We start from the raw sequence: 14,378 nt of genomic DNA, 5'->3' as shown, positions 1-14,378 counted from the left end.
AATAGACTGGACGCATGCAGACTTCACGATTCGCGCCGATGTTGCCGGCGCTGGCGGTGCTCGGCTCGGTAACGGCGCTGTCCGTTGGCACGTCCTATGCAAAGCACCTGTTCCCGCTGATCGGCGCGCAGGGCACCAGCGCGCTGCGCGTGGGCTTCTCCGCACTGTTGCTGCTGCTGTTCTGGCGACCCTGGCGCTGGAAGACCCGCCGCGCGGATGCGATCACCATCCTGCGCTACGGGCTCACGCTGGGCCTGATGAACCTGCTGTTCTACATGGCCATCCGCACGATCCCGTTCGGCATCGCGGTGGCCATCGAGTTCACCGGGCCGTTGACCGTGGCGATGCTGTCGTCACGGCGCCCGATCGATTTCCTGTGGGTGGGATGCGCAGTGGTCGGCCTGCTCCTGCTGTTACCGCTGGGCGGTGCGGCGGCACTGGACCCGGTGGGCGTGCTGTATGCACTGGGTGCGGCGGCGTGCTGGGGCCTGTACATCGTGTTCGGCAAGCGCGCCGGCCACCTGCATGCCGGCCATTCGGTGTCGCTGGGCCTGCTGGCGGCGTCGCTGGTGGTGGTGCCGGTCGGGGTGATCCATGCCGGCGCGGCCCTGCTCGATCCGAAGATCCTGCTGGCGGGCCTGCTGGTGGCACTGGTGTCCAGTGCGATTCCGATGTCGCTGGAGATGATGGCGCTCAAGCGCCTGCCGAAGGAAACCTTCGGCATCCTGATCAGCATGGAGCCGGCGGTGGCCGCGCTGTGGGCGATGCTGCTGCTGCACGAACACCTGCATGGACTGCAGTGGCTGGCGATCGGCTGCACCGTGGTGGCTTCGGTGGGGAGCACGATGACGGCGCGGCGGTCGAAGGCGCCAGCGATGCAGGCGGGGTAGCGCCGGGCCATGCCCGGCGGATTGGGTTCCGTTCGCCGGCCATGGCCCGGCGCTACCGATCAGCGCAGGGCGCTGGCCGGTACGTCGATGGCCATGGCCAGCGCCAGATGGTCCGAGAAGGCCGCCGGTACGGCTTCGACCGCGCGGGTCTGCAGGCTGCTGCTGACCAGGATGTGGTCGATGGCGCGGTCCGGGCGCCAGCTGGGGAATGTCGGCACGATGCAGCCTGGAGGCTGCAGCCGGGTCTTCTGGTACAGCACCTGCATTTCCGGCCGTTCGGCCAGGCAGTTGAAGTCACCCATCAGCACGGCATTGGGGTGGTCGGACAGCAGCTCGGCAATGAAACCGAGCTGTGCCATCCGCGAACCGGCACCCAGCGAGAGGTGGGCCACGGCCACGGCCAGGCCGTCCCTGCCATCACCGAACCTGGCCAGCAGCACGCCACGCCCGCCGATGCGGCCGGGCAGGGCGTGGTCCTGCACCTCCACCGGCTCCAGTTTGCTCAGCAGGCCGTTGGCACTGGATGCAACCCCGCCCATGCGCCGGTTCGGCTGGTGGCTCCAGTAGTTGAAGCCGGCACGCTGGGCCAGGTAGTGGGTCTGGTTGGTGAAGCCCGAACGCAGGCTGCCTGGATCGGCTTCCTGCAGGCCAACGATGTCGTGCCCACGCGCCAGTGTGGCAATCGCATCAAGACTGCTGCGCTTGCGACCCGCCGGCAGCGCATGTGACCAGCTGCGGGTCACATAGTCGCTGTAGCGGCGGGTACTGGAGCCGGCCTGGATGTTGGCCGTCAGCAGGCGCAGGGTCCGTGTAGAGGGGGAATTCACGGCCGGGGACAGCTTCTCTTGGATCAGTGAGCCTGGGCCGCACCGCGCTCGCGGGCGATCAGGTGGTCGGCGATGCGCAGCATGTCCGGGAAGCTCTTGCCCTTCACCAGGTACTTGCCGTTGACGATGATCGACGGGGTGCCGCTGATCTGGCTGCGCTGCGCGAACTGCTTGGCCGAGTTGGTCTTGGCATTCACCGCGAAGCTGCCCATGGTAGCGGCGAACTGCTTCGGATCGACGCCGTAGCCGGCGTAGAACTTGGCGATGTCCTCGACCGAATCACGGCCGCGTTCGCCCTTCAGGGTCTTCTGCGAGTGGATGGCGGCGTACAGCGCCTCGTGGGTCTTCTCCTGCACGCCCAGCGTCTGCGCGGCATAGAAGGCACGGGCGTAGTCGTCCCAGGTGCCGCCGAACATGGCGGGCACGTAGACGAAGTTCACGTCGCCCGGCAGACCGGCCTTCCACGGGCCGACCAGCGGCTGGAAGGCGGCGCAGGCCGGGCAGACGTAGCCGAAGATCTCGACCACTTCGACCTTGCCGGCAACCGGCTGGAAGGGCTGGCCGTTCGGAATTTCCTGGTAGTCCTCACCGGCCACCGGCGCCGGACCGGTCAGTGCGGTGGTGGTCGGGGCCGGAGCGGCCGCCGGAGCGGCTTCGGCGGCCTTCTCGCCTTCGGCTGCCGGGGCCGCGCCTGCGCTGTCAGCGGCCGGTGCCGCAGCGGGCTCGGTGCTGGCCGGGGTGGTGGTCGGCTCGGCCGGGGCGGCGGAGGTGTTGGCGGTGCCGTCGTCGGCCTTGCAGGCCGCCAGGATCGGCAGCAGCGCTGCGAGTGCGAGGGCGTAGCGGATCTTCATGGAAGCGTCTCCAGCATCTGGAATGGTGGGGCCGGCGGCGGGCGCCGGCCAGGGGGAAATGATGACACGCGGCGGCGACAGCGCCGTGTCGGGAGTGGGCGTTGGTTCAGCGGCCGCGGTTGGCGCGGACCTGGGCGATCAGCGCCGAGGCAATGCGCAGCTGGTCGTCGAAGCTGTTACCGCGGACCAGATACTGGCCGTTGATGATCAGCGCCGGGGTGCCGGGGATGCGGGTGCGCTGGGCAAATGCCCGCGCCGCGTCGACCTTCTTCTGCACGGCGTCGCCCCGCAGGGCCTGGGTGTAACGCTCGGGCGCCACGCCGTACGCCTTGTAGAAGGTGGCGAGCTCATCGGCCGAGACATTCTGCATCGGCAGGGTGCCCTGCTCGTGCAGAGCCTTGAACACGGCCGCATGGCTGCGCTTGGCGACGCCGACTTCTTCGGCGGCGTAATAGGCCAGCGCCCAGGCATCCCAGGCGCCCCCGAACGCCGCCGGCACCGGAGTGAAGCGCACATCCGCCGGCAGCTTGGCCGCCCAGGCTTCCAGCTGTGGTTCGAAACGCGCGCAGTGCGGGCAGGTGTAGCCGAACACCTCGACCACTTCGATCTTGCCGGCGAGCGGCTGGAACGGACCGGCCTGGGCGATGCGCTCGTAGTCGCGACCTTCGACCAGCGGGGCTGCGGCAGGGGCGGCACTGGCGGCCATCGGCAGCAGCACCAGCAGGGACAACAGCAGGCGGGGAATCAACCTCATCGACACGCATCTCCGTTGAAAAAGCAACGCCGGCGCAGTCGCCGGCGTGAAGGAAACATACCGCAGGCGCGGGCCGTGGTGGCGGCCCGGGCCGACCAGTGGCGGTCAGGGGGCGGCGGCCGGTCGTGCCGGCGTGGCTTCGGTGGCCACGTCGTCGGCCCGGTTGTGCAGGCCCTGCAGGTAGCTGGACAGCGCCTGCACTTCCTGTTCGGTCAGCTTCTGTGCCACCGCGGCCATGATCTGGAAGTGTGCCTTGTCGGTTTCGTTGGTCTGCCCGGCCTGGTACTCCTGCAGGCGGCGCGCGACATAGCTGGCGTGCTGGCCACCGATATGCGGGTAGGCCGGGCCCGGGTTGCCGGCGCCGCTGGGGCCGTGACAGGCCATGCAGGCCGGCAGCCCGCGCGACGCGTCGCCGCCGCGGTACAGCTGCTGGCCGATCTGGTAGAACTTCATGCCCTTGTAGGGGCCTTCGGTCACCGCCGTGTCGTCGGCGATGCCGGCGGTGGCCTTCTGCGTGGCGAAGAACGCGCCGATGTCGCGCATGTCCTGCGGGGTGAGGTTCTGCACGAACGGCACCATCGCCACTGCCGCACCGGAGCTTCGCTGGCCGTTGGCGATCAGGGCCATCTGCTGGGCGACATAGCGCTCGCTCTGGCCGGCGATGGACGGGTACATCTCGACCGTGGAATTGCCGTCGGCACCATGGCAGGCCGCGCAGGCCGCAGCCTTGCCCTGGCCAGCCTTGGCATCGCCCCAGGTCGTCTTGCTGAAATCCACCTCCAGCGAGGCGGTGTTGATCGGCCCGTTGTCGGGCAGCGGGGTCAACGTGGTCTGCGCGAACGCAGCGGCGGCAACAACGACAGCAGTGGCAAGGGCGGATACGGCAAGAACGCGAGCGTGGCGCATGCTAAAGCTCCGTATGGACCGGGCCGGGCGGTGGCCGCCGGCATCGCCCGGATTATCAACGGCGTTTCCACGCACGGTCAACGAAGCAGTGCAGCAAAATCCCCGCTGGGGCCGTCGGCACGGGCGCGCGGCGCCGCAACATGCGATCCTATGCGCATGTCATTGCTCCTTGAACGCGCCCGTTACCACCTCTCGGCCCACAACGCGCGGCAGCTGCCGCCCGACGAAGGGGCCGAAGTGGCCTTCGCCGGCCGCTCCAACGCCGGCAAGTCCAGCGCCCTCAATGCGTTGACCCGGCAGAATGCCCTGGCCCGCGTCTCCAAGACCCCCGGCCGCACGCAGCAGCTGGTGTTCTTCCAGATCACCCCGGAAGCAAGCCTGGTCGACCTTCCCGGCTACGGCTACGCCAAGGTGCCGCTGGAGCTGCAGGCGCACTGGCAGGCCTTCATCGACAGGTACTTCCGTACCCGGGAGGCACTGAAGGGGCTGGTGGTGGTGATGGACATCCGCCACCCGCTGAAGGACTACGACCGCCAGATGCTGTCTTACGCCGTACAGCGCGGCCTGCCGGCGCATGCGCTGCTGACCAAGGCCGACAAGCTGGGCCGCGGCCAGCAGATGCAGACGCTGCAGAAGGTGCGCAAGGAACTGCAGTCGGCCTACGGCGACAGCGTCAGCGTGCAGGTGTTTTCCGGTGAGGACCGCACCGGCGTGGACGAAGCCCGTGCCGTGATCGGTGGCTGGCTGGGCCTGGAATAACCTCTCGCCCGCCGGGCATGGCCCGGCGCTACCGGATCGGTGGGGGCCGACCTTGGTCGGCAGACCCTCACAATGGCGAATACTCCGCCGGCACCCAGGCATAGGCCTGGCCTTCCCTGCGCACGTGGCCCAGGCCCGGGAAAGGCAGATGCGCACCCGCCACCCACCACGCCCCGGCGGTGGCCTGCTGCAACAGACTGCGGCGGCTGGCCGTGGCCGCCTTGCGGTCCGAATCGGCCTCGAACGCGGCTTCCGGGTGGGCGAACTGCACCGCGTGGAAGTGCAGCACGTCGCCCCACACCAGCAGTGACTGGCCCTGGCTGTCGAACCGGTAAGAGACGTGGCCGGGAGTGTGGCCATGGGTATCCATCGCCAGGGCACCGCCGGGGAGGGCATCGCCAGGCTGGAAGGTACGCAGGTGGCCGCTGGCCTGATAAGGCGCCACGGCGGTTCGGGCGAGCGGGAAGGCAAAGCGCACGCCCTCCGGTGCGGTGGTTTCGCTGGCCGGGTTGAGCCAGTAGTCCGCGTCGGCCCTGGACAGCCACACCGTCGCGTTCGGATAGGCCGGCTTGCCCTGCGCGTCGAGCACGCCGCACAGATGGTCAGGATGGGCGTGGGTCAGCAGGATGTCGTCCACCTCGGCGGGATCCACGCCTGCGGCACGCAGGTTGCCCAGTACCTGGCCCAGGCCGGGACCGAAGCACTGCGCGGTGCCCGTGTCGACCAGAGTGAGGTGATTGCCCTGGCGGATCAGGTAAGCATTGACCGCGGTCTGCAGGCCCTTGCTGTCTTCGGGGACATAGCGGCCTTCCAGCAGGCGGGTGACCAGCGTCGGCGGCACGTCGACCACTTCCTGCCGGCCGAGTGCGACCACGCCATCGAACAGGGCGGTGACCTGCAGGGTGCCGATGCGGTGGTGATAGACGCCGGGCATCTGCCGGGTGGGTGCGGGTGAGGTGGCTTCGGCGAGTGCGGTCAGCGGCAGCGCAGCCAGGGCCAGCAGCAGGGCGCCGCGCAGCGGCAGGTGATGCAGGGTCATGAGGGTTCTCGATGGAGGACGGGCGGTTCCGTTGCGGCTAGCGTGCCGTGGCCGGCGTGCGCGCGGCGCTCAAACCGCTGCGCGGAATGCTCAGGGAGTGGGGGCTGGCAGGGCTGCGCCCTGCACCCGCAGAGGCAACGGCCGAAGCAACAGCGGGCTATCCGTGGATGGCGGGGTGGGTCCGGCTGCGGGGGACGCCGTAAATACGTCCCTGTAGGCTCGGTCGCGCCATCCATGGCGCTCACGCCCCCGCAACCGGACCCACCCCGCCTTCGACAGTTTTCCACGATCTGTCGGAAATGCTCTTGGGGTCAGATCCGTTTTCCGCAGGAAAACGGATCTGACCCCGGAAATTCGTTCGATCAGCCGCCGGAATCTGTCGAAGGCGGGGCACTGTGGGTGGGCAGGACCGTTGGCGCCATGGATGGCGCCATCGAGCCCCCATGGATGGGTTTACGGCGTGTCCTGGCCATCCACAGTGCCCCGCCCTCCCACGGATAGCCCGCTGTTGCTGTTGCTTCGGCCGTTGCCTCTGCGGGTGCAGGGCGCAGCCCTGCCTGACCCCCTCAGATGTCTGTAGGAGCCAGTCCGTACTGCTCGGCGAAGCGCTTGCTGAAACTGGCCGCGGAACGGTAGCCCGCGCGCGCGGCCACGGTCTTCAGCGGCAGGTCGGTGGTGTACAGCAACTGCATGGCGTGGGCCAGTCGTGCCTCGGTCAGCAGCTGGCGCAGGCTGGTGCGCTCGGCCGCCAGCCGACGACGCAGGGTGGCGCCGCTCAGTGCGAACTGCTCCTCCACATCACGCGATTGCCAGTCGCGCGCAGGTTCAGCGGCGACGCGATCCCGTATCTGCTCACCCAGCGTCGGTGCCGTGGGCAGCAGCAGGTTGCCGTGGCCTTGCCGGCACAGGGTCAGCACCATCGAGGCCAGGGCCAGCCGGGCGTCGCTGTAATGGCCATCCTGCAGCGATTGCCGCCAGCGGCGCAGCACGGCGCCATGTTCGGCCAGCGACAACCGCGCCATCGACGGACCGGCGTTGGGCAGTTCCTCGTTCCACAGTGTCCGCGCCGCAGCCAGTACTTCCGCACACAGCGGCACGATGGCGCTGAGGTAACGGCCGCTGCGCGGGTCTGGACGGTTGACCACGTCGATGCGGCAACGCTGGGTCAGCAGCAGTATGTCGCCGGGCGCGAACTCCAGCGTCTGGTGTGCGGTACGTACCTGCTTGCGTCCTTCCAGCAGGATCGCGAACTGCGGTTGCGGGATCTCCACCGAGCTGGCGCCATGCTCGCGCCGTGCGGTGATGCAGGCATAACCCTCGGCGCGATCACAACCGGCCAGCGAAGACATCTCGGCCAGCAGCGCCGTTGCGGCGGGCAGCATCGTGGTCATGTCACGTGGGCTCCCAGCAGCCGGCCGACGCCGGCGGCTGCAGCCATTGCCAGTGCGCCCCAGAACATGACGCGCAGGGCGCCGCGCAGGGCAGGCGCACCTCCGGCGCGGGCCGCCATCGCGCCGGTCACGCACAGGCCCAGCAGGGTGCTGGCGGTGGTCACCCCTGCCACGGAGTCGGCCGGTGCCAGCAGTGCGGTCAGCACCGGCAGGGCCGCCCCACAGGTGAAGGCTGCGGCCGAGGCCAGTGCGGCCTGCAGCGGCCGGGCGCGCAGGGTATCGGTGATGCCCAGTTCGTCGCGAGCGTGCGCACCGAGGGCATCATGGGCCGTGAGCTGTTCGGCCACCTGCCGCGCCAGCGCCGGGGCCAGGCCGCGATGGCGGTAGATGGCGGCCAGCTCTTCCAGCTCGCTGTGCGGATCGTCCTGCAGTTCGCGCTTCTCCATCGCCAGGTCGGCGCCTTCGGTGTCGGCCTGGGTCTGCACCGAGACGTACTCGCCGGCGGCCATCGACATCGCCCCTGCGACCGTGCCCGCCAGGCCGGTGGCCAGCAGGGTGCTGGCCGATGCGCCACTGGCGGCAACGCCGACCACCAGCCCTGCCACTGAAACGATGCCGTCGTTGGCGCCGAGCACGGCGGCGCGCAGCCAGCCGACGCGGTCGGCCCTGTGTCGTTCCGGATGGCGCGAATGACGGGTCATGCCTTGCAGTGTACGAGGGTCAAGAGGTCGTCGGTAGGATGCTGAAACCCGTCTCCGTCGCATGCTGCGACGGGGCGCCACGCTATAGTGCGCCCTTGCGATGGAAGGCTCCCAGCCCCACATCCCCCGTCACCGTACAGCGAGTCTTCCCCTTGTCGAGCCCCAGCCACGTCGCCGATACGCCCATTACCGACCGCTCGCAGCTGGTGGAGGTGATCGCCTCCGGCGAAAAGCCCCGCGCGCAGTGGCGCATCGGCACCGAGCACGAGAAGTTCGGCTTCCGCCTGGACGACCTGCGACCGCCGGCCTTTGAAGGCGAGCGTGGCATCGAGGCCCTGCTCAACGGCCTGGTCCGTTTCGGCTGGGAACCCGTGCAGGAAAACGGCAACACCATCGCCCTGCTGCGCGATGGCGCGTCGGTGACGCTGGAACCGGCCGGCCAGCTGGAACTGTCCGGCGCGGCGCTGGAGACCATCCACCAGACCTGCGTGGAGACCGGTACCCATCTCAACGAAGTGGCGCAGGTGGCCGGCGAGCTCCAGCTGGGCTTCCTGGGCATGGGCTTCCAGCCGAAGTGGGCGCGCGATGAGATGCCGTGGATGCCGAAGGGCCGCTACAGGATCATGCGCGCGTACATGCCCAAGGTCGGTTCGCTCGGCCTGGACATGATGACCCGCACCTGCACGGTGCAGGTCAACCTGGACTACGCCAGCGAAGCGGACATGGTGAAAAAGTTCCGTGTTTCGCTGGCACTGCAGCCGATCGCCACCGCGCTGTTCGCCGACTCGCCGTTCACCGAAGGCAAGCCGAACGGCTACCTGAGCTATCGATCGCACATCTGGACCGACACCGACGCCGACCGCACCGGCATGCTCGACTTCGTGTTCGAGGATGGCTTCGGCTATGAGCGTTACGTCGATTACCTGCTGGACGTGCCGATGTACTTCTCCTACCGCGATGGCATCTACCACGATGCCAGCGGGCAGAGCTTCCGCGATTTCATGCAGGGCCGGCTGCCGGTGCTGCCGGGCGAGTTGCCGACCCTGCGCGACTGGTCGGACCACACGACCACGGCGTTCCCGGAAGTGCGCCTGAAGAAGTATCTGGAGATGCGCGGCGCCGATGGCGGTCCGTGGAGCCGCCTGTGCGCCCTGCCGGCGTTCTGGGTCGGCCTGCTGTACGACGACACCGCGCTGGATGCGGCCTGGGATCTGGTGCGTGACTTCACCCTGGCCGAGCGCCATGTCCTGCGCGACGGCGTGCCGAAGCATGCGATGAACCTGCCGTTCCGCGATGGCACGGTGCGCGATCTGGCGCGCGAGGCGGTGAAGATTTCCGTTGAGGGCCTGAAGCGCCGCGCCGCGCGCAATGCCGATGGCCAGGACGAGAGCAAGTTCCTGGATGTGCTGCAGGAGATCGTCGAATCCGGCCTGACACCGGCCGAGCGCAAGCTGGCGCTGTTCCATGGTCGCTGGCACGGCAACGTGGATCCGGTGTTCCGGGAATTCGCGTACTGAATGAGGCCGCCGGGCATGGCCCGGCGCTACCCGCCAGGGCTCCGGCGGCGCCGCGCCATGCCCGCCATGATTCCGGTGGCGCCGCGCCATGCCCGCCATGATTCCGGTGGCGCCGCGCCATGCCCGCCATGATTCCGGTGGCGCCGGGCCATGCCCGCCATGATTCCGGTGGCGCCGGGCCATGCCCGCCATGATTCCGGTAGCGCCGGGTCATGCCCGCCATGATTCCGGTAGCGCCGGGCCATGCCCGGCGGGTGTTGCGCGCAGAAAAAACCCCGGCCTCGACGCCGGGGTTTTTCATTCCATCAGCCGGGCCGTCAGGCCTTGAGGCTGGCCATGTCGATCACGAAGCGATAGCGCACATCGTTCTTCGCCATGCGCTCCCACGCGTGGTTGACATCCTTGATGTCGATCACCTCAACATCGCTGACGATGTTGTGCTCGGCGCAGAAATCCATCATTTCCTGGGTCTCGGCCATGCCGCCGATGGCCGAGCCGGTGACGTGCTTGCGGCCGAAGATCACGCTGGCACCCATCAGGGGCGGGTCCAGCTCGGTGATGACGCCGACCAGGCACATGGTGGCATCGCGCTTGAGCAGGCTCATGTACGGGTTGGTGTCATGGCTGACCGGCACGGTGTTGAGCAGGAAGTCGAAGCTGTTGGCGTGCGCCTTCATCTGCGCCGGATCGCGCGAGACCAGCACCTCGTCCGCGCCCAGGCGCTTGGCGTCGGCGCCCTTTTCCGGGGTGGTGGTGATCATCACTACGGTGGCGCCCATCGCCTTGGCAAACTTCACGCCCATGTGGCCCAGACCGCCCAGGCCGATCACGCCCACCTTCTGGCCGGGGCCGACCTTCCAGTGGCGCAGCGGCGAGTAGGTGGTGATGCCGGCGCACAGCAGCGGCGCGGCGGCCTTCAGGTCCAGCGTCTCGGAGACCTTCACCACGAAGCGCTGCTCGACCACGATGTGGTCGGAGTAGCCGCCCATCGTCAGCTCACCGGTATTGCGGTCGCGGCTGTTGTAGGTATAGGTCGGGCCCTTTTCGCAGTACTGCTCAAGGTCGTGGTCGCAGGCATCGCAATGGCGACAGGAATCCACCATGCAGCCGACGCCGGCGATATCGCCGACGCTGAGGCGGGTGACGGCCGGACCGACTTCGACCACGCGGCCGATGATTTCGTGGCCGGGAACCATCGGGTACTCCGCGCCGCCCCAGTCGTCGCGGGCCTGGTGCAGGTCGGAGTGGCAGATGCCGCTGTACAGCACTTCGATGCGGACATCGTTGGCGCCGACGGCGCGGCGTTCGAAGGTGAAGGGCTCGAGCGGAGCGGTATTGGTACGCACCGCATAACCATGGGCGAGGGACATGGGGAATCCTTGGCGGGTTTGTGGAAAGGCGTTTTACAATACGCCCCTCATACCCGCCCACAAAGCGTGGATATCGGCATGATTCATCAAGGCAGACTGCACAATCATGGCCACTGACAATCTCACCCACCTGGCCGCCTTCGCGGCGGTGGCCCGCCACCGCAGCTTCCGCCGGGCCGGCGCCGAGCTGGCCCTGTCGACCTCGGCGGTGAGCTATGCGATCCGGGCACTGGAAGAGCGGTTGGGGGTGGGCCTGTTCCATCGAACTACCCGCAGCGTGGCCCTGACCGAGGCCGGGCAGCGCCTGCTGGACCGGTTGCAGCCGGCGCTGGGCCAGGTGCACGAGGCGCTGGAGGAAATGAACCAGTTCAGGGACAGCCCGACGGGCCTGCTGCGCATCAACGCGGCCCGCGCGGCAGTGCCGACCCAGCTCGGCCCACGCCTGACCCGCTTCCTGCGCGCGCACCCCGATGTGCGCCTGGAGCTGACCGAGAACGATGGGCTGGTGGACATCGTTGCCGAAGGCTTCGATGCCGGCGTGCGGCTGCATGAGTTCGTGCCCGAGGACATGGTGGCCGTGCCGTTGGGCCCGGCCCTGCACGGCATGATCGTGGCCTCGCCCGGGTATCTGCGCCAGCACCCGGCACCGCAGCATCCCCGCGACCTGCTGCAGCACGAATGCATCCGCTTCCGCTTCGCCAGCGGTCACCTGTACAAGTGGCAGTTCGACCGCGACGGGCAGTCGCTGGAAATCGACGTGCGTGGGCGACTGACGCTGAGCGAGCAGACCACCATCATGCGCGCGGTGCTGGATGGCTTCGGCCTGGCCTATGTGCTTGAGGATGCCGCGCGCCCGCACATCGAAGCCGGGCGGATGGTGGCGGTACTGCAGGACTGGAGCGAACCGTTTCCCAGCTTCGTGCTGTATTACCCCAGGCAACGGCAGATGGCGTCGGCCTTGCGCGCATTCGTGGACATGCTGCGCGAATAGATCCGTGCCTGCGCGGATGCTGCCTGTCGAGGTAAAGTGCGTGCCGATCCAATCACAGGGACGTTCATGCATACGCTTGCCGAGATCGAACTGGCCACCGGCCAGACCTTTCCTGCTCTCTACCACCGGCTCGATGCAGAAGACCGGCTGAGCTGGGGGGCGACCCATCCGCAATGGGCGCAGGTGTGCCTTCCGGAGCTGCAACCGGTACCGCCGATTCTGCTGTATGCGCAGGATTACGAGCCGCTTGAGCGTGGCGAACTGCTCGAGGCCTGGCAGGAGCTGACTGCAGAGGATCACTACAACCCATTGCGCGAGGATCTGCAGCTGCTGCCGTTCGCCCGCACGGGGGCCGGTGACAGCTACTGCTTCTGGACCAATGCGCCGGGCTGCGACGAGCCGCCGGTGCTGCTGGTGTGGCACGACGATGATCGCGCTGACGTACTGGCCCGCAACCTTCAGGATTTCCTGTTCCGCAAGATGGTGGAGGCAGTGGCGGACTACGAGGCCCCCTACACGCTGTTGTCGCACGGTGACCTGGCCGACAATCTCCAGCGCTGGCTGGGCTCGCATCGCGCGTGGCTGCGGGACGACCAGGCCACTGCGCTGGAGGCCCTGTTTGCACGCAGCGCAGAGATCGAGCAGGGAGAGATCGATGAGGACCAGGCGCAGGCGCTGGTGCAGCAGATGATCGGATTCGAGCGGCTGGACGAATCGTTCGCCTACGTGCGTTGATGCCTGCGGCGGGCCCGGTGCACTGCGCCGATCAATCCAGCAAGGCGTCGTAGCCGGGGCCGTTGAACTGGATCAGGCAGAAGCCGTGCCCGAACGGATCCGCCAGTACTGCGATGCGCCCCCATGAACGCTCGCGTGGCGCCTGCTCGAGCGCCGCGCCTGCCGCCAACGCCTGGGCAAGCGCGGCGTCGAGGTCCTCCACGATCCAGTCGATGTGCAGCGGGGTCCAGTGACGTTCGTAATCCCGCACGTCACCGTCGACGGTAGCCGCGCTGCCCGCTTCGTTCTGCAGCAGATAGAGCGGGGTCGGGCCGCCCAGCAGTTCCAGCACCTCCGGGCCGAGACGGCGCCCGGCATGGAGGCCGAAGGCGCGTGTGTAGAACGCCTCGGCGGCCGCGAGGTCCGGAACGTCCAGATTGATGATGAAGGGGATCATGGCCCGGGTCCTGCGTTGTGCCAGGCACCATGCGCCGATGATTCCCGTCGATCAAGAGGGTGCGCGGTTTGAGGCAGCGTGTCGCGGAAAGGCGCCGGCGATCGTTCTAGACTCGAGCGATCGAACCTGCATGGGAGTGGCTCTGATGGGACTGCGCGAATGGGGGAGGGGGGCCGCACTGGCCGTGCTGCTCGCAGCCACTGGCGTCGGCATCGCGGATGCGCGTGACAGCCAGGCACCGGTGATGTCCGGCAATCCGATCCTGCCGGGCTGGTACGCGGACCCGGAGGCGGCCGTATTCGGCAGCACCTACTGGATCTTCCCCACGCGCTCGCGGCCCTATGCAGAACAGGTTGCCTTCGATGCCTTTTCGTCGCCTGACCTGGTGCACTGGCGCCGGCACGACAGCGTGCTGTCCATCGAGAACATTCCCTGGGCCAGGCAGGCGTTGTGGGCCCCCTCGGTGGTGGCCAACGACGGGCGCTACTACTTCTTCTTTTCCGCCAATGACATCCAGAACGACGGCGAGACCGGTGGCATCGGCGTGGCCGTGGCCGACCAGCCCGAAGGGCCTTACCGCGATCTGCTCGGCAAGCCACTGGTGGGCGCGTTCCACAATGGCGCGCAGCCGATCGACCAGTATGTGTTCAAGGATGACGATGGTGCCTGGTACATGATCTATGGCGGCTGGAAGCACGCCAACATCGTGCGCCTGAAGGCGGATTTCAGCGGCCTGCTGCCCTGGGACGACGGCACGCTGTTCAAGGAGATCACGCCGGCGCCGGAGTACGTGGAAGGTCCGCTGATGTTCAAGCGGGGCGGTCGCTACTACTTCATGTGGTCCGAAGGCGGCTGGGGCGAGCCGGACTACTCGGTGGCCTATGCGATCGCCGACGCGCCGACCGGGCCGTTCACACGCATCGGCCGGGTCCTGCAGCAGGACCCGGCCATCGCGACCAGCGCCGGGCACCACTCCCTGATCCACGCGCCCGGCGATGACACGTGGTACATCGTCTACCACCGCCGGCCGCTCGACCAGACCGACCGCAATGCCCGCGTCACCGCGATCGATCGCCTGTACTTCGACGCGCAGGGCCGCATCCTGCCGGTGAAGATGACGCACGAGGGCGTACCCGCGCACCGCCTGCGCTGAGGCGCAGGATGTACCTTTCCGTCACCTGTGTATACTATCCCCCAGTATAGTTCCTGGG

Annotated in this window: 15 protein-coding genes; 6 read left to right on the top strand and 9 right to left on the bottom strand. The window is 68.0% G+C overall.

What is annotated here, in order from left to right; all coding sequences use genetic code 11:
* Positions 1 to 14: 14 nt before the first annotated feature.
* A complete protein-coding gene (locus tag ACZLIF_RS17400) occupies positions 15 to 890 on the top strand; it encodes an EamA family transporter (RefSeq protein ID WP_065175144.1) in 876 nt (291 codons plus the stop codon).
* Positions 891 to 949: 59 nt separating this feature from the next.
* Here ACZLIF_RS17400 and ACZLIF_RS17395 read toward each other — a convergent pair whose 3' ends face one another.
* The 4 genes from ACZLIF_RS17395 to ACZLIF_RS17380 form a co-directional block, all read right to left on the bottom strand.
* Complete coding sequence (locus tag ACZLIF_RS17395; RefSeq protein WP_180875876.1) at positions 950 to 1,687, bottom strand: endonuclease/exonuclease/phosphatase family protein; 738 nt, start codon at positions 1,685 to 1,687, stop codon at positions 950 to 952.
* A gap of 53 nt (positions 1,688 to 1,740) precedes the next feature.
* Entirely contained in the window at positions 1,741 to 2,568 is an 828-nt protein-coding gene (locus ACZLIF_RS17390) for a thiol:disulfide interchange protein DsbA/DsbL (RefSeq protein WP_128990475.1), read from the bottom strand.
* A gap of 106 nt (positions 2,569 to 2,674) precedes the next feature.
* Positions 2,675 to 3,322 carry a thiol:disulfide interchange protein DsbA/DsbL gene (locus ACZLIF_RS17385; protein ID WP_053519865.1) on the bottom strand — a complete coding sequence of 216 codons (648 nt, stop codon included), beginning with the start codon at positions 3,320 to 3,322 and terminating at the stop codon, positions 2,675 to 2,677.
* A 105-nt stretch (positions 3,323 to 3,427) separates the two neighbouring features.
* Positions 3,428 to 4,228 (bottom strand): c-type cytochrome, encoded by an 801-nt coding sequence (locus ACZLIF_RS17380; RefSeq protein ID WP_065175142.1) that lies wholly within the window; start codon positions 4,226 to 4,228, stop codon positions 3,428 to 3,430.
* 156 nt (positions 4,229 to 4,384) lie between these two features.
* On the opposite strand from ACZLIF_RS17380, the gene yihA reads away from it, so the two are divergent.
* Entirely contained in the window at positions 4,385 to 4,987 is a 603-nt protein-coding gene (yihA, locus tag ACZLIF_RS17375) for a ribosome biogenesis GTP-binding protein YihA/YsxC (protein ID WP_053519877.1), read from the top strand.
* 67 nt (positions 4,988 to 5,054) lie between these two features.
* Here the strand turns inward: yihA and ACZLIF_RS17370 are convergent, their stop codons facing one another.
* From ACZLIF_RS17370 to ACZLIF_RS17360, 3 genes are all read right to left on the bottom strand, one after another.
* Positions 5,055 to 6,026 (bottom strand): MBL fold metallo-hydrolase, encoded by a 972-nt coding sequence (locus ACZLIF_RS17370; RefSeq protein ID WP_128990477.1) that lies wholly within the window; start codon positions 6,024 to 6,026, stop codon positions 5,055 to 5,057.
* A gap of 566 nt (positions 6,027 to 6,592) precedes the next feature.
* Positions 6,593 to 7,417: a helix-turn-helix transcriptional regulator gene (locus ACZLIF_RS17365; RefSeq protein ID WP_128989876.1), complete on the bottom strand. Its 825-nt coding sequence runs from the start codon at positions 7,415 to 7,417 to the stop codon at positions 6,593 to 6,595.
* On the bottom strand, positions 7,414 to 8,118 hold the full coding sequence (locus ACZLIF_RS17360; RefSeq protein ID WP_065175139.1) for a VIT1/CCC1 transporter family protein: 705 nt from the start codon (positions 8,116 to 8,118) through the stop codon (positions 7,414 to 7,416). The genes ACZLIF_RS17365 and ACZLIF_RS17360 overlap by 4 nt, the downstream gene beginning before the upstream one ends.
* Before the next feature lie 152 nt (positions 8,119 to 8,270).
* Between ACZLIF_RS17360 and ACZLIF_RS17355 the strand changes: the two genes are divergently transcribed.
* Positions 8,271 to 9,635 (top strand): glutamate--cysteine ligase, encoded by a 1,365-nt coding sequence (locus ACZLIF_RS17355; protein WP_065175138.1) that lies wholly within the window; start codon positions 8,271 to 8,273, stop codon positions 9,633 to 9,635.
* Positions 9,636 to 9,952: 317 nt separating this feature from the next.
* Here the strand turns inward: ACZLIF_RS17355 and ACZLIF_RS17350 are convergent, their stop codons facing one another.
* Positions 9,953 to 11,005 (bottom strand): NAD(P)-dependent alcohol dehydrogenase, encoded by a 1,053-nt coding sequence (locus ACZLIF_RS17350; protein ID WP_053517445.1) that lies wholly within the window; start codon positions 11,003 to 11,005, stop codon positions 9,953 to 9,955.
* Between the two features lie 106 nt (positions 11,006 to 11,111).
* Between ACZLIF_RS17350 and ACZLIF_RS17345 the strand changes: the two genes are divergently transcribed.
* On the top strand, positions 11,112 to 11,996 hold the full coding sequence (locus tag ACZLIF_RS17345; RefSeq protein ID WP_128989878.1) for a LysR family transcriptional regulator: 885 nt from the start codon (positions 11,112 to 11,114) through the stop codon (positions 11,994 to 11,996).
* 66 nt (positions 11,997 to 12,062) lie between these two features.
* Positions 12,063 to 12,731 (top strand): SMI1/KNR4 family protein, encoded by a 669-nt coding sequence (locus tag ACZLIF_RS17340; protein ID WP_128989880.1) that lies wholly within the window; start codon positions 12,063 to 12,065, stop codon positions 12,729 to 12,731.
* Between the two features lie 31 nt (positions 12,732 to 12,762).
* Here the strand turns inward: ACZLIF_RS17340 and ACZLIF_RS17335 are convergent, their stop codons facing one another.
* The gene (locus tag ACZLIF_RS17335; protein WP_128989882.1) at positions 12,763 to 13,167 is read right to left on the bottom strand and encodes a VOC family protein; all 405 of its coding nucleotides are present in this window, start codon (positions 13,165 to 13,167) and stop codon (positions 12,763 to 12,765) included.
* A 145-nt stretch (positions 13,168 to 13,312) separates the two neighbouring features.
* Here ACZLIF_RS17335 and ACZLIF_RS17330 point away from each other — a divergent pair, with 145 nt between their 5' ends.
* A complete protein-coding gene (locus tag ACZLIF_RS17330) occupies positions 13,313 to 14,320 on the top strand; it encodes a glycoside hydrolase family 43 protein (protein WP_206733989.1) in 1,008 nt (335 codons plus the stop codon).
* The last annotated feature ends 58 nt before the right edge of the window (positions 14,321 to 14,378 follow it).

It is taken from the genome of Stenotrophomonas sp. 2201_Sma, from assembly GCF_056486685.1.
Note: the sequence above shows the minus strand (reverse complement) of the source record. Positions and strands in the feature narration are given on the sequence as shown.